The following is a 19,829-nucleotide window of genomic DNA, read 5'->3' as shown; positions in this document are numbered from 1 at the left end:
CCCTCGCGTGAATGATGACACGGGACTGCGTGCCATCTGGTCTTTGGAACTTGTTCTGCCGTGATTATGCCAGCACCTAAGTTCTCTTGCATTTGTGACTATCGAGTTCACCTTAGCGAACCACCTACCCATGCTCCACCCTCTGCGGGCGTTTGTGGAGCGCTTGTGTCGAGACTCACGTTCACTTGTGACACAGCGCTACACGCCGCATAATTCCGGGGCTGCGCGGGCCCCTGAAGAGTGATCTCAGGGGCCCGCGCACACCGCGGGGGCGTGGGGGTGGCGCTTAGGCGGATGCGGCGAGGAGGTCCTCGGCGTAGGCGACCAGGGTTCGGACGGTGCAGCCGGTTCCCTGCTTGGGGGTGTAGCCGTACGGGCTGCCGTTGTTGAAGGACGGTCCGGCGATGTCCACGTGGGCCCACGGGATCTGCTGGCCGTCGCCGTTCTTGCCGACGAATTCGCGGAGGAAGACGGCGGCGGTCATCATTCCACCATTGCGCTCACCGATGTTGGCGAGGTCTGCGACCTGCGAGTCAAGGCTAGGGCGCAGTTCCTCCGGCAACGGCATGGGCCACACCAGCTCGCCTGCCCTGTCGGCTGCCGACTTCAGTGCCGCCGTGACGGAATCCGAGCCCATGACGCCGGCTGTTCGCAATCCCAGTGCGATCAGTTGCGCGCCGGTCAGTGTGGCCACGTCAATGATGGCGTCCGGGTTCTCCAGGCTGGCTGCGACCAGCCCGTCGGCCATCACCAGGCGCCCCTCGGCGTCGGTGTTGAGGACCTCCACGGTCTTGCCGCCGTAGATGGTGAAGACGTCGGCGGGACGCGCCGCGGCGCCCGACGGCATGTTCTCTGCGATGCAGAGCCACGCGGTCGCCTTGATGGGCAGGCCCAGCGAAGCGAGGGCCAAGACGGTGTTAAGTACGACGGCGGCGCCCGCCATGTCGCTCTTCATGTCACCCATGCCGAGGGCCGGCTTGATGGAAATGCCGCCGGTGTCAAAGGTGATGCCCTTGCCGACGAGCGCGATCTTCTTGGTGGCCTTTGCGGGCGAATATTCGACCTTGACCAGGCGAGGCTGGCGGGTGGAGCCCTTGCCAACGCCGAGGATGCCGCCAAAGCCTTCCTTTTCCAGGCGCTTTTCATCCCAGACCGTCACCTTGACCGGGAGGCCCTTGGAAAGTTCCTTGGCGGATTCGGCAAAGGACTCGGGGTACAGGTGGCTGGGCGGCTGGTTGACGAGGGTTCGGGTAGCGTTCACTGCCCGCGCAAGCACGATGGCCCGGTCCAGCGCGGGCTGCGCGGACTTGGGGTCGACATCCGTGAAAACCAAGGCCTTCGCCACCGGGGCCTTCAAGCCATCGGTGCTGGAGCGGTGTTCCGTGTAGGAATAGGCGCCAAGTGCCGCGCCTTCGGCGACCGCCGCGACGTCAGCCAAGGTAGGCGTCGGGAAGGCGAGAGTCACCGAAGGGACACCGGCGAGCTGCCGCACGGCGGATCCGGATGCCCGGCGAAGCGCCTCTGCGGTGAGGCTGCCGTCGTCGGACAACTTGCCGACGCCCGCCAGGGCCAGGATTCCCGAGCCCGTTTCCGGCAGGCCCGGGAGGCGGTGGGCCTGATCGGCGGCGCCGGTGATCCCCAGGAGCTTGAGGGAAGCCGCGATGGACTCGGCGGCCTTGGCGCTCAATGGGTTAGGGAGCAGCACCGGCCCGTCAGTTCCTTGCGCAACTCCAATCACAAGTGCGTCGCTGGGGGACTTTTTCAGGTCCTTGGCGATGATGCCCAGGATGATGTCAGTAGTCTTGACCACGAGGATGTTTCCTCACTTCTCTCTGCATTGCATGGCGGGGCCGCATGTTTGGCGGCCTGCCCCGGTACGCGCCCGACGTCCTCTTGCGACGGCGGCCTTGGTCTTAGGGGCCGCCGGGGCGGCCCGTTTCGATCGTAGTCTCTAGAGCACTGCGGACAGCAATTAAATGAGAGCTGCGGCACACCATGGGCAGGAATGCCCGTCGGACGTGCAGCGTTGTACAGATACGTAGGATCCGCCGCCACCCCTTGGTGTCCTTTTGACGCCATGATGACGGCGTGCGGAAACCACCCCGAACTTTGCCACTGTGAAAGGAACACGCCGTGTTTGAACGGATATCCGGCTACCTCCTGGACCCCGAGTCCCTCTACGCAAGCAACATCGAGACCTTCCATAGCCCTGAACTCTGTGGGCTGAACATGGTCATGGGGTTCACGGGCTTTGCTGATGCCGGTCATGTGGTCCGGCAGATCAACGCGGAACTGTTGGAGGAACTCGACGCCGAAGTGATCGCCATGTTCGACGCCGACCAGCTCATCGACTACCGTTCGCGACGTCCCCACATCAGCTTCGTGGAGGACCACTTGCAGGATTACCACGCTCCCAAGCTCGGCCTGTACAAGTTGCACGATGGCCTCGGGCAGCCATTTCTGCTGCTTGCCGGTTTTGAGCCGGACCTGCAGTGGGAGCGGTTCTCCCGCGCGGTTGTCGGAATCGTCGAAAAGCTCGACGTCAACCTGGTGACGTGGATCCACTCCATCCCCATGCCGGTGCCCCACACCCGGCCAGTAGGTGTGACCGTCCACGGCAACCGCCCGGATCTGATCGAAGGCATCTCCAGCTGGAAGCCCACGGTGGATGTACCGGCGGCCATTGGTCATGTCCTCGAACTCAGGCTGACGGAAGCCGAACGCAATGTTGCCGGCTATGTTATCCATGTCCCGCACTACCTGTCCGAGGCCGAGTACCCTCCGGCCGCCGTGGCGGGTTTGGAGTATCTGGGGGCAGCAACGTCACTGATGTTGCCCACCGACCGGCTCCGCGAAGCGGGCCGTGAGGTGGGGCGTCAGATCGCAGAGCAGATCGAGTCTTCCGAAGAAGTACAAGCGGTGGTTTCCAATCTTGAGACGCGGTACGACGAGAAATCCGAAGGCGTCGTCCGCCGCTCGCTACTGGCGGACGAGAATGATGAACTGCCCAATGCCGAGGACATTGGTGCGGCGGTCGAGGCTTACCTGGCACGTAAAGACTCGCCCCAATAAATCATCTTTGAGGCGCCGACAGGCATAATTGAGGAGTGAATGCTCCCCGCGCCTGGCTTATCTGGACGATCGGCGTGTTCGCCTACTTGGTGGCCGTGGCGCAACGGACCTCATTCGGTGTCGCAGGACTGGAAGCTACCGAACGTTTCCATGCCAGCGCTGCAGCCATATCCTTCTTCACCGTCCTTCAACTCCTGGTCTACGCCGGGCTGCAGATACCCGTCGGTGTCCTGGTGGACAGGTTCGGTTCGCGGGCCATGGTGGCCGGGGGCGCCGTATTGATGGGGCTGGGGCAGTTGCAGCTGGCGTTTGCGGACAGCATCCCCGCGGGTGTCCTGGGCCGTGTCCTGGTGGGTGCCGGCGATGCGATGACCTTTATCTCCGTGATTCGGCTGGTTCCGCTTTGGTTCGCTCCGGCCAGAGTTCCGCTGATCACCCAGCTCACAGGTATGTGCGGCCAGCTGGGCCAGCTTTTCAGCGTGGTTCCGTTTGCGCTTCTTCTTCACACGGCTGGCTGGACACCAGCGTTCCTGACACTCGCGGCCATGTCCGTGCTTGCCGTCATCCTGGTCCTTGCGGTGCTTCGGGACGCTCCTCCAGGGCACCCACCCAGGGAAGCGGGCCAGGGGCTGCGTGCCACCGGCGTCTCACTGTCCCGGGCATGGAAACAGCCTGGAACCCGCCTTGGGCTATGGAGCCACTTCACCGTGCAGTTCAGCGGAAACCTGTTCGCCATGACCTGGGGTTACCCGTTTCTCTTATCAGCACAGGGCCTCGACGCCGGGACCGTGTCGGCCTTGATGGCATTGTTCGTGGGAACGGCCATTGTGGCTGGTCCTGGCTTTGGCCGCTTTGTGTCGAAGCATCCCATGCGCAGATCTGCGATGGTCCTTCTGATCACCATGGCCACTGCCCTGGCTTGGGCCGCAGTGCTCGTTCTTCCGGAACGTGCCCCGTTGTGGCTCCTGGTGATCCTGGTGGTAGTGCTGGCCGTCGGCGGGCCGGGCTCCATGATTGGCTTCGATTTTGCCCGGACCTTCAACCCCTCGCACCGGATCGGCACGGCAACGGGCATCGTCAACGTGGGAGGCTTCATTGCCGCGCTCGTTGCGATCTACCTCATTGGACTGGTACTTGACCTCCTGTACGCCAGCGGTTTCTCGGGCGGTGATCTATACGGCCTTGCCCCGTTCCGGATTGCCCTCAGCGTCCAGTTTGTGCTGCTGGGGATTGGCACAGTGCTCATCCTGGTGACCAGGCGCAAGGTTCGCCGGCAAATGGCGACCCAAGGGATCCACGTTCCTCCTCTGGTGACCACTCTCGCCAAGCAGCGCCGCGAACGGATCGAGCGGCGACGCGCAGGCCGTTCCAGTCCTGCGGGCGGTCAGCAGGACAGCCGGTAGCTCGAAACGCGGCGGCTGCTTCCAACCTCCGTAGCTTTTCCACATAGGCGGAATGCTCCCTGTCACTACTGGTGCGAGTTGCGCAGGCTTGAGCCATGACCACGAAGAGAACGCTCAGCATCCACCAGCCCGAAGACATCCTTGGCTACATACCCCATATGTTGGGCTACTGGCCGGAAGACAGCCTTGTGGCCATCACAATGCAGGGGAAGGTCCTTGGTGCCACGCTGCGGGTAGACCTGCCGTCCGGCACATCACGGCGGGCCGTCGCCGCCTTCGCCGAACAGGTCCGGAGTTACCTCATCGCCGACGAAGACGCCAACGGCGTCGTTCTTGCGCTTTATACCGATGATGGCTGGACTGAAGGCGCCGTGCTTGAGAAGAACATGCCCCTGCTTGAGGCCCTCCGGGAGTGCCTTGACCAGGTTGACCTTTCGGTTCGGGATGCGTGGCTGGTCGGTTCGGTGTACTGGCGAAGCGCATACTGCTCGGATACGACGTGCTGTCCCTTTCCCGGGCTCCCCGTTCAACGTATTAAGGACAGCCGACTGAGTGCGGAACTGGTGTTCCGGGGGAGTACCATCGGGCCGTCCCCCAAGAACGGGCTCGGAAAACCACTGCCAGCCATGTCCGGCGCACTCAATCCCAAGGTGCTTGAGTCTGAGGCCCGCTTCGGGGAGCGCATTCTGGGAAGGTGGCGCAGCGAGCTTTGTTTGGATGCCGTTCTCGCAGTGTGGCAGCACGTGCTGACGAGGGCCGTGAACGGTGATCTGTTGCAACAGGGGAATGACGCCGGGCTCATGGGATTCCTCAGAACCACGCTGAAGGTCCCGGCGTGGCGTGATGCGGTACTGGTGATGGCGGCGGCCGGCATTCAGTCGGCGAAGTCGGGTGCTGAAGCCTTCGGGCTGTTTGTCGAGGACGGTGTGGATATCCTGCCTTTCGATCCAACAGAGCTAGGCATTGCTGCACCTCTTGCTCAGCCTGAGTCCACACAGCCCAGCGGGTCGGACTGGATGACTGACATTCATACCTACGGCGATGTCCTGTTGGGAATGCAGCCCCCGGTGCCCAGTTGGGTCCATCTTGATGCTTTGCAGCAAGTTCTCGCTGGCTTGAGCATTGAGGGCGAGTCGGGTGTCGTCGCCGCCGCGGCACTGACGCTCCAAGGATGGATCTCCTGGGGCAAGGGAAGCGGCTCCATCGCCCACGCCTTCCTGAGTCGTGCGGAGGCTGCCCACCCAGGCTACCGATTGGCCGAATTGATGATGGACATTCTGGGGCAGGGAAATGTCTGCGAATGGGCACGCCGTCCTTCGTCCGCTTGGCGAGGGCCGAAGGACGCGGTCCTATAGGGGATGCTGCTTTATCCGGCGTACGTTTCGCAAAACCGTGAGACAATGGATGCCGAGACCCGGTTGGGTCCGCGTTCGAATGCCTGAGTTGGCCCGAATTTCGGGAACAATTCAGCGTCGTCGGGAGTTCTACCTAAAGACTCTGCAGACGGCGATCGCATTTGAAATTGATCGCGGACTTGACAGGGTCATAGTGGTGTTGCCCGTATGGTGATTCCACAGACCGCCGCTAGAAAGGTTTTCTGTGACTCCGTCTTCCGTCGAGAAGGAACCCGCCGCCCAGGCCGAATTGACCGCTGAGGAAAAGAAGGCGGCCACGTCGGCAAAGCGCGCGGCCACACGTGCCGCCAACAAGGCCTCAGAGGGTGACTCTGACAAGCCGGCACCCAAGAAGCGTGGACCCAAGCCCGGCGCGAAGGCCGCCGCTGAAGCCGCGAACAAGTCCTCAGGCTCCGACGCCGAGGATGCCAACGCCGAGGACGAGGACTTTGACCCCGCAGCTGCGGAGGAAGTCGAAGTCGGAGACGACGACGCCGAGGACAGCGCAGCGACCACCAAGGACAAAGCTGCTCCATCCGGTTCGGGCTTCGTCTACTCGGATGCCGATGACGATGACGCGCCTGTCCAGCAGGTCATGTCGGCCGGTGCTACCGCCGACCCCGTCAAGGACTACCTGAAGCAGATTGGCAAGGTTGCCCTGCTGAATGCCGAGCAGGAAGTCGATCTTGCGCTTCGCATCGAGGCAGGACTCTTCGCCGAGGAAAAGATCAACGCTGACGACGGATCCATGGATCCCAAGCTCAAGCGCGAGCTTGAATTCGTCATCCATGACGGCAAACGTGCCAAGAACCACCTCCTCGAAGCGAACCTTCGCCTGGTCGTTTCATTGGCCAAGCGCTACACGGGCCGTGGCATGCTCTTCCTGGACCTGATCCAGGAAGGCAACTTGGGCCTTATCCGCGCAGTGGAAAAGTTCGACTACACCAAGGGCTTCAAGTTCTCCACCTACGCCACGTGGTGGATCCGCCAGGCCATCACCCGGGCCATGGCAGACCAGGCCCGCACCATCCGTATCCCGGTGCACATGGTGGAAGTCATCAACAAGCTGGCCCGTGTACAGCGCCAGATGCTTCAGGACCTGGGTCGCGAACCTACGCCGGAAGAATTGGCGCTCGAACTGGACATGACGCCCGAAAAGGTCGTCGAGGTCCAGAAGTACGGACGCGAGCCGATCTCGCTGCACACCCCCTTGGGCGAGGATGGTGACTCCGAGTTCGGTGACCTCATCGAAGACTCGGAAGCAGTGGTTCCCGCTGACGCGGTCAGCTTCACACTCCTGCAGGAGCAGCTGCATTCCGTCCTGGACACCCTGTCCGAGCGCGAGGCGGGAGTGGTTGCCATGCGCTTCGGCCTGACCGATGGCCAGCCGAAGACTTTAGACGAAATCGGAAAGGTCTACGGAGTCACGCGTGAGCGCATCCGCCAGATCGAATCCAAGACCATGTCCAAGCTGCGGCACCCGTCCCGCTCGCAGGTCCTCCGGGACTACCTGGACTAAACAGTCCCAGCATCGGCGCAGCGGCCCAGTCGGACTCCCGGCTGGGCCGCTTCGTTGTATCGCTGGTCATGATGCAGGCCGCGGCTGGCAGCAGCAAAGACTGCACGCGCCCATTGATGAAGCACGCACGCGACGACGAAGCAGCACGCACGCGACGACAAAGCAACAGGGCCCCTCCCGATCGGGAGGAGCCCTGTACGCTCAAAGTGGTTCCGGACGTGCCGGACTGCCCTGTCTAGTCGACGGGGACGGGAGCCTTCTCGTTGAGGCGCTCGGTCTCATCGTGCCAGTCGGAAGTCATGGGCCGAAGCGTAGCTTCAACTGCACGTGCGTGGTGGCCGCAGAACAGCAGCTCACCGCCGGAGGACTCGAGTACAACGCGGACGTACGCCTGGGCTCCGCAACGGTCACAGCGGTCAGCTGCGTTCAGCGTGCGGTCTGCAACTGCTGTTGTCATGTCGGCCTCCTTAGTAGTTCTGTACATCCATATAACCAGCATTCGACGCAGAACCATGGCAAGGATGGGTCACTTTCGCTGTCCGCGTATCACATGTGCGTAACGTAACTATGCAGCTTGGGCTGGGCCGGGAGTGGCAACCGGCGCCTGTCGGTGCCCGCGGCTAGCCTAGTATGAGCAGTGTTTGCCCTGAATTACCAGCAATAACAAGGCTGGGAAATACCCTGAAGATGTACCCCAAGATATTCCCCGAAGGAGCACACCCCGAGTGGCACCGAGTTCTGAATACAACGCCCGGCACCTGTCTGTCCTTGAGGGCTTGGAAGCCGTCCGCAAACGCCCGGGCATGTACATCGGCTCCACGGACTCCCGCGGACTCATGCATTGCTTGTGGGAAATTATCGACAACGCCGTCGACGAAGCCCTGGCTGGTTTCGGCCATGACATCAAGGTGATCCTGCACGCCGACAACTCGGTGGAAATCCATGACGACGGCCGCGGTATTCCGGTTGACGTAGAGCCCAAGACCGGCCTGTCCGGCGTCGAAGTCGTGTTCACGAAGCTGCATGCCGGCGGTAAGTTCGGCGGCGGTTCGTATACAGCCTCCGGCGGCCTCCACGGTGTGGGCGCATCTGTGGTAAACGCTTTGTCCAGTCGTCTGGATGTCCAAGTGGATCGCGGAAGCAAGACCTACCAAATGTCCTTCCGTCGCGGCGAACCCGGAAGGTTCGTCGATTCGGGGTCCAAGCCAGGCCCGAATGCGCCGTTTGAACCCTTCGTTGAGGACTCGGTGCTGGACGTCGTAGGCAAAGCGAAGCGTGGTGTGACGGGAACCCGGGTGCGCTACTGGGCGGACCGGCAGATCTTTACGCCTGATGCCAAATTCTCGTACGACGATCTTGCGTCGCGCGCGCGCCAGACATCCTTCCTTGTGCCGGGCTTGAAGATCACCGTCCGTGATGAGCGCAAGCTGGCGGGAACCCCCGGCGAGAATGGTGTCCACGAGGAAGTTTTCCACCACGACGGCGGTATCAGTGAGTTCGTTGAGTTCCTCGCGGCCGACTCGGGGGTGACGGATGTCTGGCGTCTGCATGGTTCCGGAAAGTTCAAGGAAACCGTCCCAGTCCTCGACGAGAATGGCCACAGCAAGATCGCTGAAGTCGAACGTGATTGCGAGGTTGACATCGCCCTTCGTTGGGGAATTGGCTACGAAACCACCATGCGCAGCTTCGTCAATATCATCGCCACGCCGAAGGGCGGAACGCACCAATCCGGCTTTGAAGCTGCCCTGCTGAAGACCTTCCGCAAAGCTGTGGAAACGAACGCCCGCAAACTCAAAGCCGGCAACGACAAAATTGAGAAGGACGACATCCTCGCAGGACTGACGGCCGTGCTGACTGTCCGCTTGGCAGAGCCGCAATTCGAGGGTCAGACCAAGGAGATCCTGGGTACGTCTGCGGTTCGTGCCATCGTGGCCAAGGTGGTTGAAAAGGAAATCACCACACGCTTGAACTCGGCCAACCGCAACGACAAAGCCCAGTCTGCGCTTCTCTTGGAGAAGATGGTCAGCGAAATGAAGTCGCGCATCTCGGCCCGCGTGCACAAGGAAACGCAGCGTCGCAAGAACGCTCTGGAAACCTCCTCGATGCCCACCAAGCTAGCTGACTGCCGCACCGACGACGTCGCTCGTTCGGAGTTGTTCATTGTGGAAGGCGACTCCGCGCTGGGTACCGCCAAGCTTGCGCGCTCCTCGGATTTCCAGGCTCTGCTGCCCATCCGCGGCAAGATCCTCAACGTCCAGAAGGCTTCTGTGGGGGACATGCTCTCCAACGCAGAGTGTGCGGCACTGATCCAAGTGGTTGGTGCAGGCTCCGGCCGCAGCTTCGACATCGACGCAGCCCGGTATGGCAAAGTCATCCTCATGACAGACGCCGACGTTGATGGCGCCCACATCCGCACACTTCTGCTGACGCTCTTCTTCCGTTATATGCGGCCCATGGTCGAGGCGGGACGAGTTTTTGCCGCCGTCCCTCCTCTGCACCGCGTGGAGGTCATCAACCCGGGCCAGAAAGCCAACGAGATGATCTACACCTACTCGGAGGCTGAACTCCACGTCCTTCTGGCCAACCTTGCCAAGGAGGGGAAGCGCTACAAGGAGCCCATTCAGCGTTACAAGGGCCTGGGCGAAATGGACGCACAGCAACTCGCTGAAACCACCATGGATCCGCGCCACCGGACACTTCGAAAAGTGGGCATTGAAAGCGCACAGCGTGCTGAAGAAGTCTTCGACCTTTTGATGGGTTCGGATGTGGCGCCGCGCAAGGAGTTCATCATCGCCGGTGCCGCCACCCTGGATCGGGAGCGCATCGACGCCTAGCCTGATGTTGGCGGAATTGGTGAGTCCTTTCGGGCAGTGGAGCCGGGGGGTCTGATACCGGGAGCGGCGAATGTCGTGAGGCCCACCACCAACGCCAAGGCGCCCAAGCCCCAGGGGAGCCCGCTCGCGACGGCTATACCGCCCACCAGCAAGGGACCGCCGGCGTCACCAAGTTCCCGGCCGAGCTCGGCTGAGCCCATGGTTCTACCCAGCCTCTCAGCGGGGGTTGAATCGGCCAGATGCGCGAATGCCAGCGGTGTGGCAACTCCGATTCCAGCCCCGATCAGGACGGCTGCAAGATAGATCCACGCCGCTCCCGGCAACAGCCCGGCTGTCAGTGTGCCCGCCGCGACGGCGAGCAGGCCGGCCACCATGCCTGGCTTGTCGGCGAGTACGCCCCGGTCGCGCAACCTGCCGATGAGTGGTTGTATCAACGACGACGTGATGGCCAACGCGGTCACCACGGCAACGCTCCCGGCAGTGTCCAGTCCTTCGCGTGCCGCCAAAGCAGGAAGGAATCCGACTGCGGCGCCCAGCGCCCCTGTTGCAGCGGCAAGGACCAACGTGGGGCCAAGGAATGAGCTCTCGGTGCTTTGGCGCCACACGTCCACGATGGTGTAACGCGGCCGGGGAAGAGGGTGCAGGCGAGGCACTGAGACCATGGCCCACACTGCAACGATGAGGCCCAGCGCGGCCAGGATCCCGAACAGGAGCGTGAATCCGCCGCTGATGATGGCCACGGCGCCCAGCAGCGGTCCTATGGCGTAGCCGAGACCTTTCCAGGAGCCATACCGTCCAAAATAGCGCCCAGCGTTCCTTTTTCCTGCGAGGCGGGCAACTGTGGCGGACGAAGCGGGCGAGAAGGCCGACGCCGCCATTCCCTGCCCGAGCCGCGCGGCGGCGAGCATGGTGGGCTGGTCAGCCCATAAACCGATCAAGGATGCGGCCGAGAATGCCAACAGCCCACCCACGATGACTGGCTTCGGCCCGATGCGGTCGCTCAGGGAACCGAAGACCGGTTTCAGGAAAACCTCGGCAATGTCGTACAGGGCCAATAAGAAGCCCAAGGCCAGCAGGTTCAAACCAATGTCTGCGCTTTCGGCTCCCAGCCCGGCAGCGACAGCGTGGGCGCCGAAAGCGGTGGTGAACCCGGCGGCGTAGAGCGGCCAACGCTGGCTAGCTTGAGCTGGCATTGGCGGGGCGTCGGTTGCTTTCACGCCTCACAATGTAACAGCTGCTACATTCATGACTGTGATTGATGCGCGGTGGTTGCTGATCCTCGTCCACATGCCGTCGCAACCATCCAGGCATCGTGTTGCTGTCTGGAGGGAATTGCGCCGTATCGGCGCCGTGCCATTGTCGCCCGGAACGTGGGTGCTGCCTGCGCATCCCGTCTTCAATGATGGTTTGGGCCGGGCAGAGGGACTCGTGGCCAAAGGCGGGGGCTCCTGGACTTTGGTGGACGCCTCACCGCGCGATCAAGGGGCAAAGGCTTTCAGGAATGCCTTCCAGGCTGCCCGCTTGGAGGAATGGGCCGAGTTCACTTCGGACTGCGGCAAGTTCGAACGGGAGATCGCCAAAGAGATTTCACAGCGGAAGTTCACGTTTGCCGAGCTTGAGGAAGAGGAGCAGAGCCTGGAACGCCTGCGACGCTGGTACAGGGACCTGAAATCGCGCGATGTCCTTCTCCTTCCCCAGGCCGTGGACGCCGCTGAGCAACTTGCGTGTTGCGCGGAAGCGTTGGAGGAGTATGCGTCCATGGTGTACGACGCCACGCTGCCGCAATAGGGGCCGCAGCTACCCCAACAACCCCGGCACGATCAAAAGTGCCGTTGGCACAGCGAGCAGCAGCGCCGAAGCCGCCAGGACCAGTACTCGCAGACCCTTGGTGAGCGGCGGCTGAGGCGAGAGAAGGCGGCTGACGCGAGACGCCGTCGTACGTGGTGAATCGGCACCGCCGGTGGCGCTGACGCCGTTACCTTCGACGACGGCCCCGCCTGCGTTGAGTGCCGGCGCGCCGATGGCCGGCTGGGAGTTTCCGCTGGCGACGATCGCTATGGCCTTGATGAGTGTCCCCTTGCTCTCGGTCCGGAGGGCGACGTCGTCGGCCAACATCTCAATCAGGGAATTCACGGCCGTCTGGGCCAGTCGTGTGGTGGGGAACCAGGGCAGGGCCTGCCGCCAGGCCGCGAAGGCCCAGAGCAGCAGATCGTGGCGCTGGGACAGGTGAGCGTTTTCGTGAATGAGAACGGCCCTGAGCTCGGCAGGTTCAAGAGCTGCCATGAGGCCGTCGGACAGCACTGTTACGGAGCGGGCGCCGCCGGGCAGGCAGTAGGCCACGGGGGAGTCGTGGTTGATGACCACAGTTCCCGGGCCGTCGTCGGACGGTGACGCCAGCAGGGCCAGCAGTTCGCGGTGGCGTCGCCGCTGGCGTTCAATTTTGTAGTACGTCAGCAGGAGGGTGAACACCAGGTGCGCAGTGAGGAGCGCAGCCGCGGACAACGCAAACAAGTGCCAGAAGCCCAGTGCCGTGGTGGGCTCGTTGTTGAAGACCATTCCGGCCAGGCCCTTGAGTCCCGCAATGAGGTTGTCCCCAATGGGCTCCAGGCCGTAGACAAGCATTGCCCCGATCATGGACAGGCCTCCGGCGAGGGCTATCGCCTGCCACAGGACCATGGCCGTGAAGGGTGAACGCGCCGGCCACTGTGCACGCGAGAGGAGAACGGGCACCGGCCACGCCAGAATCAATGCCAGGACCGCAAGCAGGTATGAGGTCCAGAACATAGTGGCTAATTGTAGCCGAGCAGTTTGCGCAGGGTAGCGGCTTCGCTTTCGGTGACGGAACCAATGAAGCGGGCCAGGACGGCCTCGCGATCCGGGGCAGAGCCCAGTACTTCGTGCATCAGCTCAGCGGTGTGGTCCGCGCGGCTCGAAACAGCCTGGTAGCGGTGCGGACGCGTTCCACGTTCACGCTCCACCAAGCCTTTCTTCTCCAGGCGCGAGAGCACGGTAAGAACCGTGGTCACAGCCAGGTCCTTGCCTTGGTGGCCCGCAGTGCCGTCGCCGGCCTCGGAATCCTGCGCGAGGAGATCGCGCAGCGTGTTGGCAGTTGCAGCCTCCTGGCCTGCCCAGAGCAGATCCATCACTGCCCGTTCCAGTTCCCCAAGACTTGCCATCAATTCGTCCCTACCTTCCGCTTCCCGATGCAGAGCAACTGCTGTTGGGAGCGACGATCCAATATTCCACCATAAATCTACCGCTTTTCCGGCCGGCTTTCTACGTGAGGTAGAACTATCGGCGCGCCGCGGCGCTGCGGGGGCCCTTGCGCGTGTGTAAGGCCACTTGAAGAATGGATTTCGTCGGCCGGCATTTGTTCTACACTGTGTAGAAGAGAAGTTTTCTACGTGACGTAGAAGTATGGTCATCGCACTTCGGTCCACCGCACAAAGGACAGCCATGGACGCCTTGGAAATCGCACGCTGGCAATTCGGTATCACTACCGTCTACCACTTCATGATGGTGCCGCTCACTATTGGCCTCGGCCTGGTGGTAGCAATCATCCAGACCATTTGGTACCGAACGGGCAAACCCGAGTACCTGCGCATGACCAAGTTCTGGGGAAAGCTCTTCCTTATCAACTTCATCATGGGTGTAGCGACGGGCATCGTGCAGGAATTCCAGTTCGGCATGGCGTGGAGTGAATACAGCCGGTTCGTCGGAGACGTCTTCGGTGCCCCACTTGCCCTCGAAGCGCTTCTGGCGTTCTTCGTAGAGTCGACGTTCCTCGGCCTGTGGATTTTCGGCTGGAAGCAGCTCAAACGCGGTGTGCACCTGGCCTGCTTATGGATCGCCGTGATCGGTTCCGTCTTCTCCGCCTACTTCATCATCGTGGCGAACTCCTGGATGCAGCACCCTGTGGGCGTTGAAATGGTGGACGGACGCCCCGTCATGACCGACGCTTGGGCCGTGTTCACCAACAACACTGCCCTCGTAGCGGTGCCCCACACCTTGTTCGGCGCGTTGGCGGTTGCCGGTGCCTTCCTTCTCGGCATCGCCTGGTACCACTTGTGGCGCCGCCGGCACGACGGGATCGACACCGTAGGCAAGGACGGCCGCATCATTCCCGGTGACGCTCCGCACATCCCCGGACGGGACAAGGCCGACTACACAGTTTGGATGAAATCCCTGCGCATCGGCGCCGTCGTGGCCATGATCTCCTTCGCAGGAACGGCCTTCACCGGTGACCTCCAAGGCAAACTCATGTTCGAACAGCAGCCCATGAAGATGGCTGCAGCCGAAGCGGCCTGCCATGACGGAACAGGATTCTCGATACTCAGCGTCGGAAACGTGGGCTCTTCCAACTGTGAAGATGTCGTGGCCGTAATTGAAGTGCCCGGCATCCTCTCCTTCCTGGCGAAAGGCGACTTCACCACGGAAGTGAAGGGCGTGAACAGCCTGTTGGGTGAGTACAAGGAAAAGTACGGCACCCACTTGCCGGACAACCCCCTCTACGGTGAGCGCGCAGGACAGGAAATCCAGTACGTGCCCGTGATGGAAGTGACCTACTGGGGCTTCCGGATGATGATCGGTTTCGGCGGAATTGCGGCATTCGCCGCGTTGTTGGCCCTCTGGGTGACCCGCAAGGGAGCGGTGCCCCAGTCCAAGTGGCTCATGCGCCTGGCTGTCTTCGGAATCCTTGCACCGTTTGGTGCCAATGCAGCCGGCTGGATCTTCACCGAAATGGGCCGGCAACCGTTCGTGGTGGCGCCCAACCCGGATATGAACGGTATTGACCAGGTGTTCATGTTTACTGCCGCAGCGGTGTCTCCCGGCGTGAGTGCCGGTGAACTTATGACGTCGCTGGTGGTCCTGACAGCCATCTATGCCGTGCTGCTGGTGGTGGAAGTGAAGCTTCTGGTCAAATACATCCGCGGTGGCGTGGCCTCGGCGATGCCTGAACTGGCCAGCGTGAAGCACGGAACGGACTCCAAGGACCAGAGCGACAAAAACGACGGCGACGCCGGTCCGGGCAAGTCCGGCGACGACGTCCTGGCATTCGCCTACTAGAACCAAGGGAAACTGACAATGGAACTGTTGCCAACTATCTGGTTTGTGGCCATCGCCGTCCTATGGACCGGCTACCTCTTCCTTGAGGGCTTTGACCTCGGCGTGGGCATGCTGATGAAACTGTTCGCCCGCAACAACACTGACCGGCGCGTCCTGCTGAACACCATTGGACCCGTGTGGGACGGCAACGAGGTCTGGTTGCTCACCGCGGCCGGGGCCACCTTTGCGGCCTTTCCCCTCTGGTACGCCTCCTTGTTCTCGGCGCTCTACCTCCCTCTCCTCTGCGTCCTGGCAGCACTGATCTTCCGTGCTGTCGCCTTCGAATACCGCGGGAAGGTGGACTCCGCGCGGTGGCGCAACCGCTGGGACTGGGCGATCGCCATCGGCTCGTTCGTGGCTGCCTTCGGTATCGGCGCCGCCCTCGCCCTCACCACCACCGGGCTGCCCTTGAACGCCAACGGCGACCGCAGCGGCGGCCCGATGTCCTGGTTCAGTGGCTACGCGCTCCTGGGCGGTTTCGGTGTGGTGGCGTTCGCGCTGGTCCACGCCCTCGCGTTCCTGGCTTTGAAGACCGACGGCGACGTGCGGCACCGGGCCCGTCGCTGGTTTGTGCGGTTGGTTCCGGTGGCCGTACTGCCCATGTTCGGCTGGATGGTCGCGGTCCAGTTCCTCAGTGGTAAACCCTGGACCTGGGCACTGGTGGCCGCCGCTGTCGGGGCCGTGGTCGTGGCGTGGATGCTTGCCCGGGCAGGCTCCGAGGGGCGCGCGTTCAGTGCCCTCGGTGCATTCATCGTCTGCGCCACTGCCTCGATCTTCGGGGCGGCCTTCCCCGTGGTCATCCCATCCACCCTTGACCCGGCGTTCAACCTGACAGTCTCCAATGCCTCTTCCTCGGACTACACCCTGGGGCTGATGAGCATCGTGGCCGCCGTGGGACTGCCCTTGGTGATTGCCTACCAGTCCTGGACCTACTGGGTGTTCCGGCGACGCGTGAGCGCAGCCCACATCCCGGAGGCCCACGGCTTCCTGCCCGCGATTGCCGCCAAGGTGCTGGTCTCCAAGGAAACCGGCCCGTCCAGCAATCAGTCAAACGACGGGTCCGGCGACCCTTCCCGGCCAGGAGCGTAAGCACCCCATGAAGCCAGTGTTCCCGTCCGGCCCGGCAACCCGTTCAGCCCTTTATGCACTTGGCCTGATGTCAGCCCTGAAGGCCTTGTCGCTGGTGCTCATGGCACAAGCAGTAGCGGGAATGCTGGCCGGTCTGGCCTCCGGGTCGGGGGACTGGAGGGACAGCCTCGTCTGGGGTGCGGTGGGCGCGGTCCTTCGGTCTTTGACTGTATGGGGGCAGGGCATCGCCTCGCGTCGTGCGGCCCTGGGCGTGAAGGAAGAGCTGCGGGCGCGGCTGTTGAGGCGCTCACTGGCCGACGGTGGCTCCGCTCCAGTCGACGGAATGAACGACGGCGGCCTGGCCATCCTGGCGACTCGAGGCCTGGACGCGCTGGACGACTACTACACCCAGTATCTGCCCGCCTTGGTGAACTGCGCAGCCGTCCCGCTGTTGATCGGTGCCAGGATCCTCTTTGCTGATTGGGTCAGTGCTGTGGTGATTGTCCTGACCGTTCCGTTGGTGCCACTGTTCATGGTCCTGATAGGCCGGCACACCGAGGACAGCGTTCGGGACGCGCAAACCACGCTCCGGAAACTGTCCGGCCACATCCTGGAACTCGCCAAGGGTTTGCCTGTCCTGGTGGGCTTGGGCCGTGCCACTGAGCAGCGTGCAGCCCTGGAGGACATTTCCGAGCAGTACCGGAGCCGGACCATGGGCACCCTTCGTACCGCTTTCCTCTCCGCGCTGGCCCTTGAACTCATTGCCACCATCTCAGTTGCCGTTGTGGCGGTCTTCATCGGGGTCCGGCTGGTAGCGGGAGATATGGCCTTGGAAGCCGGACTCCTGGCCCTCATCCTTGCCCCGGACTGCTACCTGCCCCTCCGGGAGCTCGGTACCGCGCACCACGCCAGCGACGACGGCAGGGCGGCCCTCGAAACAACCACTGCCGTGCTGGAAGCCCCCAAGCACCAGCCCCTGCGTGGCAGCGCGGCAGGCGCAGGTCCCAGCGACGTCGTGGTCACCCAATTGTCGGTGACGTACCACGGCAGGTCCGCGGCCGCCGTCGGACCTCTTGACTTCACCGCCCCAGGCGGCAGCATCACAGCCCTGGACGGCGACAGCGGCGCCGGCAAGAGCACTGTCCTGGGAGTCCTTGCCGGACTTGTCGGGCAAGGGCCGGGCGCCGAAGTGACGGGAACAGTGTCTGGAGTTGCGCCGGGAACCATGGCATGGGTGCCGCAACACCCTGTGATGGCAGCCGACACGGTGCAGCAGGAGATCGAGCTCTACTTGGACGGCTTCAAAGGCGACACCGCCGAGGCCGTGACCCGAGTCCTCCGCGGGGCTTCCGCAGAGCACCTGGTTTCAAAGCATCCCGCCGAACTGAGCCCTGGCGAGTTGCGCCGCGTTGCCCTTGCCCGTGGCCTCGCCCGGTTGGAAGCGGGGGCGACACTGTTGCTGCTTGACGAACCCACTGCGCACTTGGACCAGCACACCGCGAGCGTGGTGCGCCGGGCGATCGAGTCGCTCCGCGGTACCGTCACGGTGATCCTGGTGGCCCATGACGCCCACACCCGTGCGCTCGCCGACCACGTGGTGCAGGTCGGAGAAAAACGTCACCGTGACGCCTCCACAGTCCCGGGAGCGAGCGCCCTACGCGTGCCGGCCATGGCGCCCACAGAACCGGCGGCGGTGGTCCCCGCGGACAGTGCCCCCAACGCAGGTGACGGTCACGGCAGCCTGACGCGCTTACTGGGAATACTGAAACCCGTTCGAGGCAAGTTCGCCGCCGCCGGGGTGGTTGCCGTCCTGGCGGCACTCTTTGCGGTGGCACTGTCCGGGTTGTCCGGCTGGCTCATCATCAGGGCCAGTGAACAGCCGCCCATCCTCTATCTGCTGGGCGCAATAGTCGGCGTCAGGTTCTTCGGCATTGGCCGGGCCGTGTTGCGCTACTGCGAGCGGTTGCTGACCCACGACGCCGTCTTTGCCGCCATGACACGACTCCGCGGCTCGCTCTGGGCAACTCTCAGCCGCCGCGCACTGTCCCTCCGTCGCCTGCTCCAAGGCGGCAATGTCCTCGGGTCGATCGTGGACGATGTCGACACCCTCCGAGACCTCCTGCCCAGGGTGGCCCTGCCGCCCGTCACCGCAGTGGGAGTGGGCGGTGCGGCAATCGTCGCCACGGCCATCGTGCTGCCGGCCGCGCTGCCTGCCGTGGTGATCGCAGCCGTGGTGGGGCTGGGCGTTGCTCCGCTTCTCGCCGTCCTTGCCGACCGCAACGCCGCAAAGGCCGAACAACTGATGCGCTCTGTGGTGCTGAGAGCAGTAGCTGCGGCACTGGACGCCCGTGCGGAGCTGAGCGCCAACGGAGTAGGGGAACCAGTCCTTGAATCGCTGCGCGCCAAAGACCGCGCGGCCACTGACTCTGCCCAGCGCTCGGCGTGGGCTGAAGGCCTCGGCCAGGCAGTGACCGTCTTGGGCTGCTCATTGGCGGCACTGTGGGCCGGTGCCCTCAGTGCACCCTCCGTATTCAACGGGACCGCCGCACCGGAACTCGTTGCTGTCATCGTCCTGATGCAACTCGCACTGGTGGAACCGTTCGGAGGCATCGTGTCCGCGGTGCGCCAGGCTCCGGCGCTCGCCGCCGTCCTGGGACGGGTGGCAGCGTCCGGTGCTTTGGACGCCCCGGCGCCGGGCAATCACCAGGGGAACCTCGACGGCGGCACGCGGCCGCTGCCTGACCGCCCCGGAAAAGCGGGGCTGGAGTTGCGCGGTGCCGCAGCAGCGTGGCCCGGCGGCTCCAACGTCTTCGCGGGGCTGACCGCAGTAGCCGAACCTGGCCGCTGGCTTGCCGTGACCGGACCATCGGGAGCCGGAAAGTCCACGCTTCTTTCCGTCCTCCTTGGTTTTCTGCCGCTCACGGAAGGAACGGCCAAGCTGACCGGCACGGCAGCTTGGTGCCCCCAAGAGGCACACCTGTTCGACTCAACCATCCGGGGTAACCTCCTGCTGAGCCGGCCCGCGGGGGAGAAACCCAGCGAGGGCGACATGCACAAGGCCCTGGCCGACGTCGGCCTTGATGCCTTGGTGGAGTCTTTGCCTGGTGGTCTCGACGCGCGGATCGGAGCCGGAGGCTCCTTCCTCAGCGGTGGAGAGCGGCAGCGGCTCGCGATGGCCCGGACGCTCCTGACGGGCGCTTCAGTGTTGTTGCTGGATGAGCCAACCGCCCACCTGGATGCGGGTTCGGCACAGGAAATGATGGCCATCCTGCGCAAGGGGCTCAAAGATGTCACTGTTGTTTTGGTTACCCACAATTCCGAGGACATCGATCCTTCAGACGCGCGGCTTGAGCTTGCCAGCACCCCCAGAGCCGTGAAGCAAAGCGCGGGCGCGGCGGAGCTGGTGGGGAGGCCTACTCCTCAGTAGCCTGTT

14 protein-coding genes are annotated in these 19,829 nt (G+C 63.2%); 9 read left to right on the top strand and 5 right to left on the bottom strand.

Annotated elements, in window-relative coordinates; genetic code table 11:
• Positions 1 to 286: 286 nt before the first annotated feature.
• A complete protein-coding gene (locus tag ACR30Z_RS08820; RefSeq protein WP_434372142.1) occupies positions 287 to 1,810 on the bottom strand; it encodes a leucyl aminopeptidase in 1,524 nt (507 codons plus the stop codon).
• Between the two features lie 323 nt (positions 1,811 to 2,133).
• On the opposite strand from ACR30Z_RS08820, the gene ACR30Z_RS08815 reads away from it, so the two are divergent.
• The 4 genes from ACR30Z_RS08815 to ACR30Z_RS08800 all read left to right on the top strand — a co-directional run bounded on the left by ACR30Z_RS08815 (position 2,134) and on the right by ACR30Z_RS08800 (position 7,388).
• On the top strand, positions 2,134 to 3,072 hold the full coding sequence (locus ACR30Z_RS08815; RefSeq protein ID WP_434372141.1) for a proteasome assembly chaperone family protein: 939 nt from the start codon (positions 2,134 to 2,136) through the stop codon (positions 3,070 to 3,072).
• A gap of 35 nt (positions 3,073 to 3,107) precedes the next feature.
• Positions 3,108 to 4,475, top strand: coding sequence for an MFS transporter (locus ACR30Z_RS08810; RefSeq protein ID WP_434372140.1), 1,368 nt, complete (start codon positions 3,108 to 3,110; stop codon positions 4,473 to 4,475).
• A 95-nt stretch (positions 4,476 to 4,570) separates the two neighbouring features.
• A complete protein-coding gene (locus ACR30Z_RS08805) occupies positions 4,571 to 5,830 on the top strand; it encodes a DUF4192 domain-containing protein (protein WP_434372139.1) in 1,260 nt (419 codons plus the stop codon).
• Positions 5,831 to 6,074: 244 nt separating this feature from the next.
• Positions 6,075 to 7,388, top strand: coding sequence for an RNA polymerase sigma factor (locus ACR30Z_RS08800; protein ID WP_144652450.1), 1,314 nt, complete (start codon positions 6,075 to 6,077; stop codon positions 7,386 to 7,388).
• Between the two features lie 235 nt (positions 7,389 to 7,623).
• On the opposite strand, the gene ACR30Z_RS08795 is transcribed toward ACR30Z_RS08800, so the two are convergent.
• The gene (locus tag ACR30Z_RS08795) at positions 7,624 to 7,845 is read right to left on the bottom strand and encodes a DUF7455 domain-containing protein (protein WP_018778705.1); all 222 of its coding nucleotides are present in this window, start codon (positions 7,843 to 7,845) and stop codon (positions 7,624 to 7,626) included.
• 268 nt (positions 7,846 to 8,113) lie between these two features.
• Between ACR30Z_RS08795 and ACR30Z_RS08790 the strand changes: the two genes are divergently transcribed.
• Entirely contained in the window at positions 8,114 to 10,222 is a 2,109-nt protein-coding gene (locus ACR30Z_RS08790; RefSeq protein WP_144652449.1) for a DNA gyrase/topoisomerase IV subunit B, read from the top strand.
• On the opposite strand, the gene ACR30Z_RS08785 is transcribed toward ACR30Z_RS08790, so the two are convergent.
• Positions 10,219 to 11,415, bottom strand: coding sequence for an MFS transporter (locus ACR30Z_RS08785; RefSeq protein WP_434372137.1), 1,197 nt, complete (start codon positions 11,413 to 11,415; stop codon positions 10,219 to 10,221). The genes ACR30Z_RS08790 and ACR30Z_RS08785 overlap by 4 nt on opposite strands.
• Positions 11,416 to 11,467: 52 nt before the next feature.
• Between ACR30Z_RS08785 and ACR30Z_RS08780 the strand changes: the two genes are divergently transcribed.
• Positions 11,468 to 12,010, top strand: coding sequence for a Chromate resistance protein ChrB (locus tag ACR30Z_RS08780; RefSeq protein WP_434372136.1), 543 nt, complete (start codon positions 11,468 to 11,470; stop codon positions 12,008 to 12,010).
• 9 nt (positions 12,011 to 12,019) lie between these two features.
• Here the strand turns inward: ACR30Z_RS08780 and ACR30Z_RS08775 are convergent, their stop codons facing one another.
• Complete coding sequence (locus ACR30Z_RS08775; protein ID WP_144652447.1) at positions 12,020 to 13,006, bottom strand: M56 family metallopeptidase; 987 nt, start codon at positions 13,004 to 13,006, stop codon at positions 12,020 to 12,022.
• A 5-nt stretch (positions 13,007 to 13,011) separates the two neighbouring features.
• On the bottom strand, positions 13,012 to 13,398 hold the full coding sequence (locus tag ACR30Z_RS08770) for a BlaI/MecI/CopY family transcriptional regulator (protein ID WP_011774471.1): 387 nt from the start codon (positions 13,396 to 13,398) through the stop codon (positions 13,012 to 13,014).
• A 280-nt stretch (positions 13,399 to 13,678) separates the two neighbouring features.
• Here ACR30Z_RS08770 and ACR30Z_RS08765 point away from each other — a divergent pair, with 280 nt between their 5' ends.
• From ACR30Z_RS08765 to cydD, 3 genes are read left to right on the top strand one after another with little or no spacing between them, the layout of a single operon-like run.
• On the top strand, positions 13,679 to 15,289 hold the full coding sequence (locus ACR30Z_RS08765; RefSeq protein ID WP_434372167.1) for a cytochrome ubiquinol oxidase subunit I: 1,611 nt from the start codon (positions 13,679 to 13,681) through the stop codon (positions 15,287 to 15,289).
• A gap of 18 nt (positions 15,290 to 15,307) precedes the next feature.
• Positions 15,308 to 16,417: a cytochrome d ubiquinol oxidase subunit II gene (cydB, locus tag ACR30Z_RS08760; protein WP_434372135.1), complete on the top strand. Its 1,110-nt coding sequence runs from the start codon at positions 15,308 to 15,310 to the stop codon at positions 16,415 to 16,417.
• A 7-nt stretch (positions 16,418 to 16,424) separates the two neighbouring features.
• Entirely contained in the window at positions 16,425 to 19,823 is a 3,399-nt protein-coding gene (gene cydD, locus ACR30Z_RS08755) for a thiol reductant ABC exporter subunit CydD (protein ID WP_434372133.1), read from the top strand.
• Positions 19,824 to 19,829: the final 6 nt, after the last annotated feature.

Origin of the sequence: Paenarthrobacter sp. FR1 (assembly GCF_051106045.1) — a bacterium.
GTDB classification, from domain to species: domain Bacteria; phylum Actinomycetota; class Actinomycetes; order Actinomycetales; family Micrococcaceae; genus Arthrobacter; species Arthrobacter nitroguajacolicus_A.
The sequence above is the reverse complement of the archived record's forward strand: the minus strand, read 5'-3'. Positions and strand labels throughout refer to the sequence as shown.

Bases quoted from the DNA above. Each gene is read 5' to 3' on its own strand.
- ACR30Z_RS08805 (WP_434372139.1), top strand. From the start codon at position 4,571: ATGACCACGAAGAGAACGCTCAGCATCCACCAGCCCGAAGACATCCTT.
- ACR30Z_RS08795 (WP_018778705.1), bottom strand. From the start codon at position 7,845: ATGACAACAGCAGTTGCAGACCGCACGCTGAACGCAGCTGACCGCTGT.
- ACR30Z_RS08785 (WP_434372137.1), bottom strand. From the start codon at position 11,415: ATGCCAGCTCAAGCTAGCCAGCGTTGGCCGCTCTACGCCGCCGGGTTC.
- ACR30Z_RS08780 (WP_434372136.1), top strand. From the start codon at position 11,468: ATGACTGTGATTGATGCGCGGTGGTTGCTGATCCTCGTCCACATGCCG.
- ACR30Z_RS08775 (WP_144652447.1), bottom strand. From the start codon at position 13,006: ATGTTCTGGACCTCATACCTGCTTGCGGTCCTGGCATTGATTCTGGCG.
- ACR30Z_RS08770 (WP_011774471.1), bottom strand. From the start codon at position 13,398: ATGGCAAGTCTTGGGGAACTGGAACGGGCAGTGATGGATCTGCTCTGG.
- ACR30Z_RS08765 (WP_434372167.1), top strand. From the start codon at position 13,679: ATGGACGCCTTGGAAATCGCACGCTGGCAATTCGGTATCACTACCGTC.
- cydB (WP_434372135.1), top strand. From the start codon at position 15,308: ATGGAACTGTTGCCAACTATCTGGTTTGTGGCCATCGCCGTCCTATGG.
- cydD (WP_434372133.1), top strand. From the start codon at position 16,425: ATGAAGCCAGTGTTCCCGTCCGGCCCGGCAACCCGTTCAGCCCTTTAT.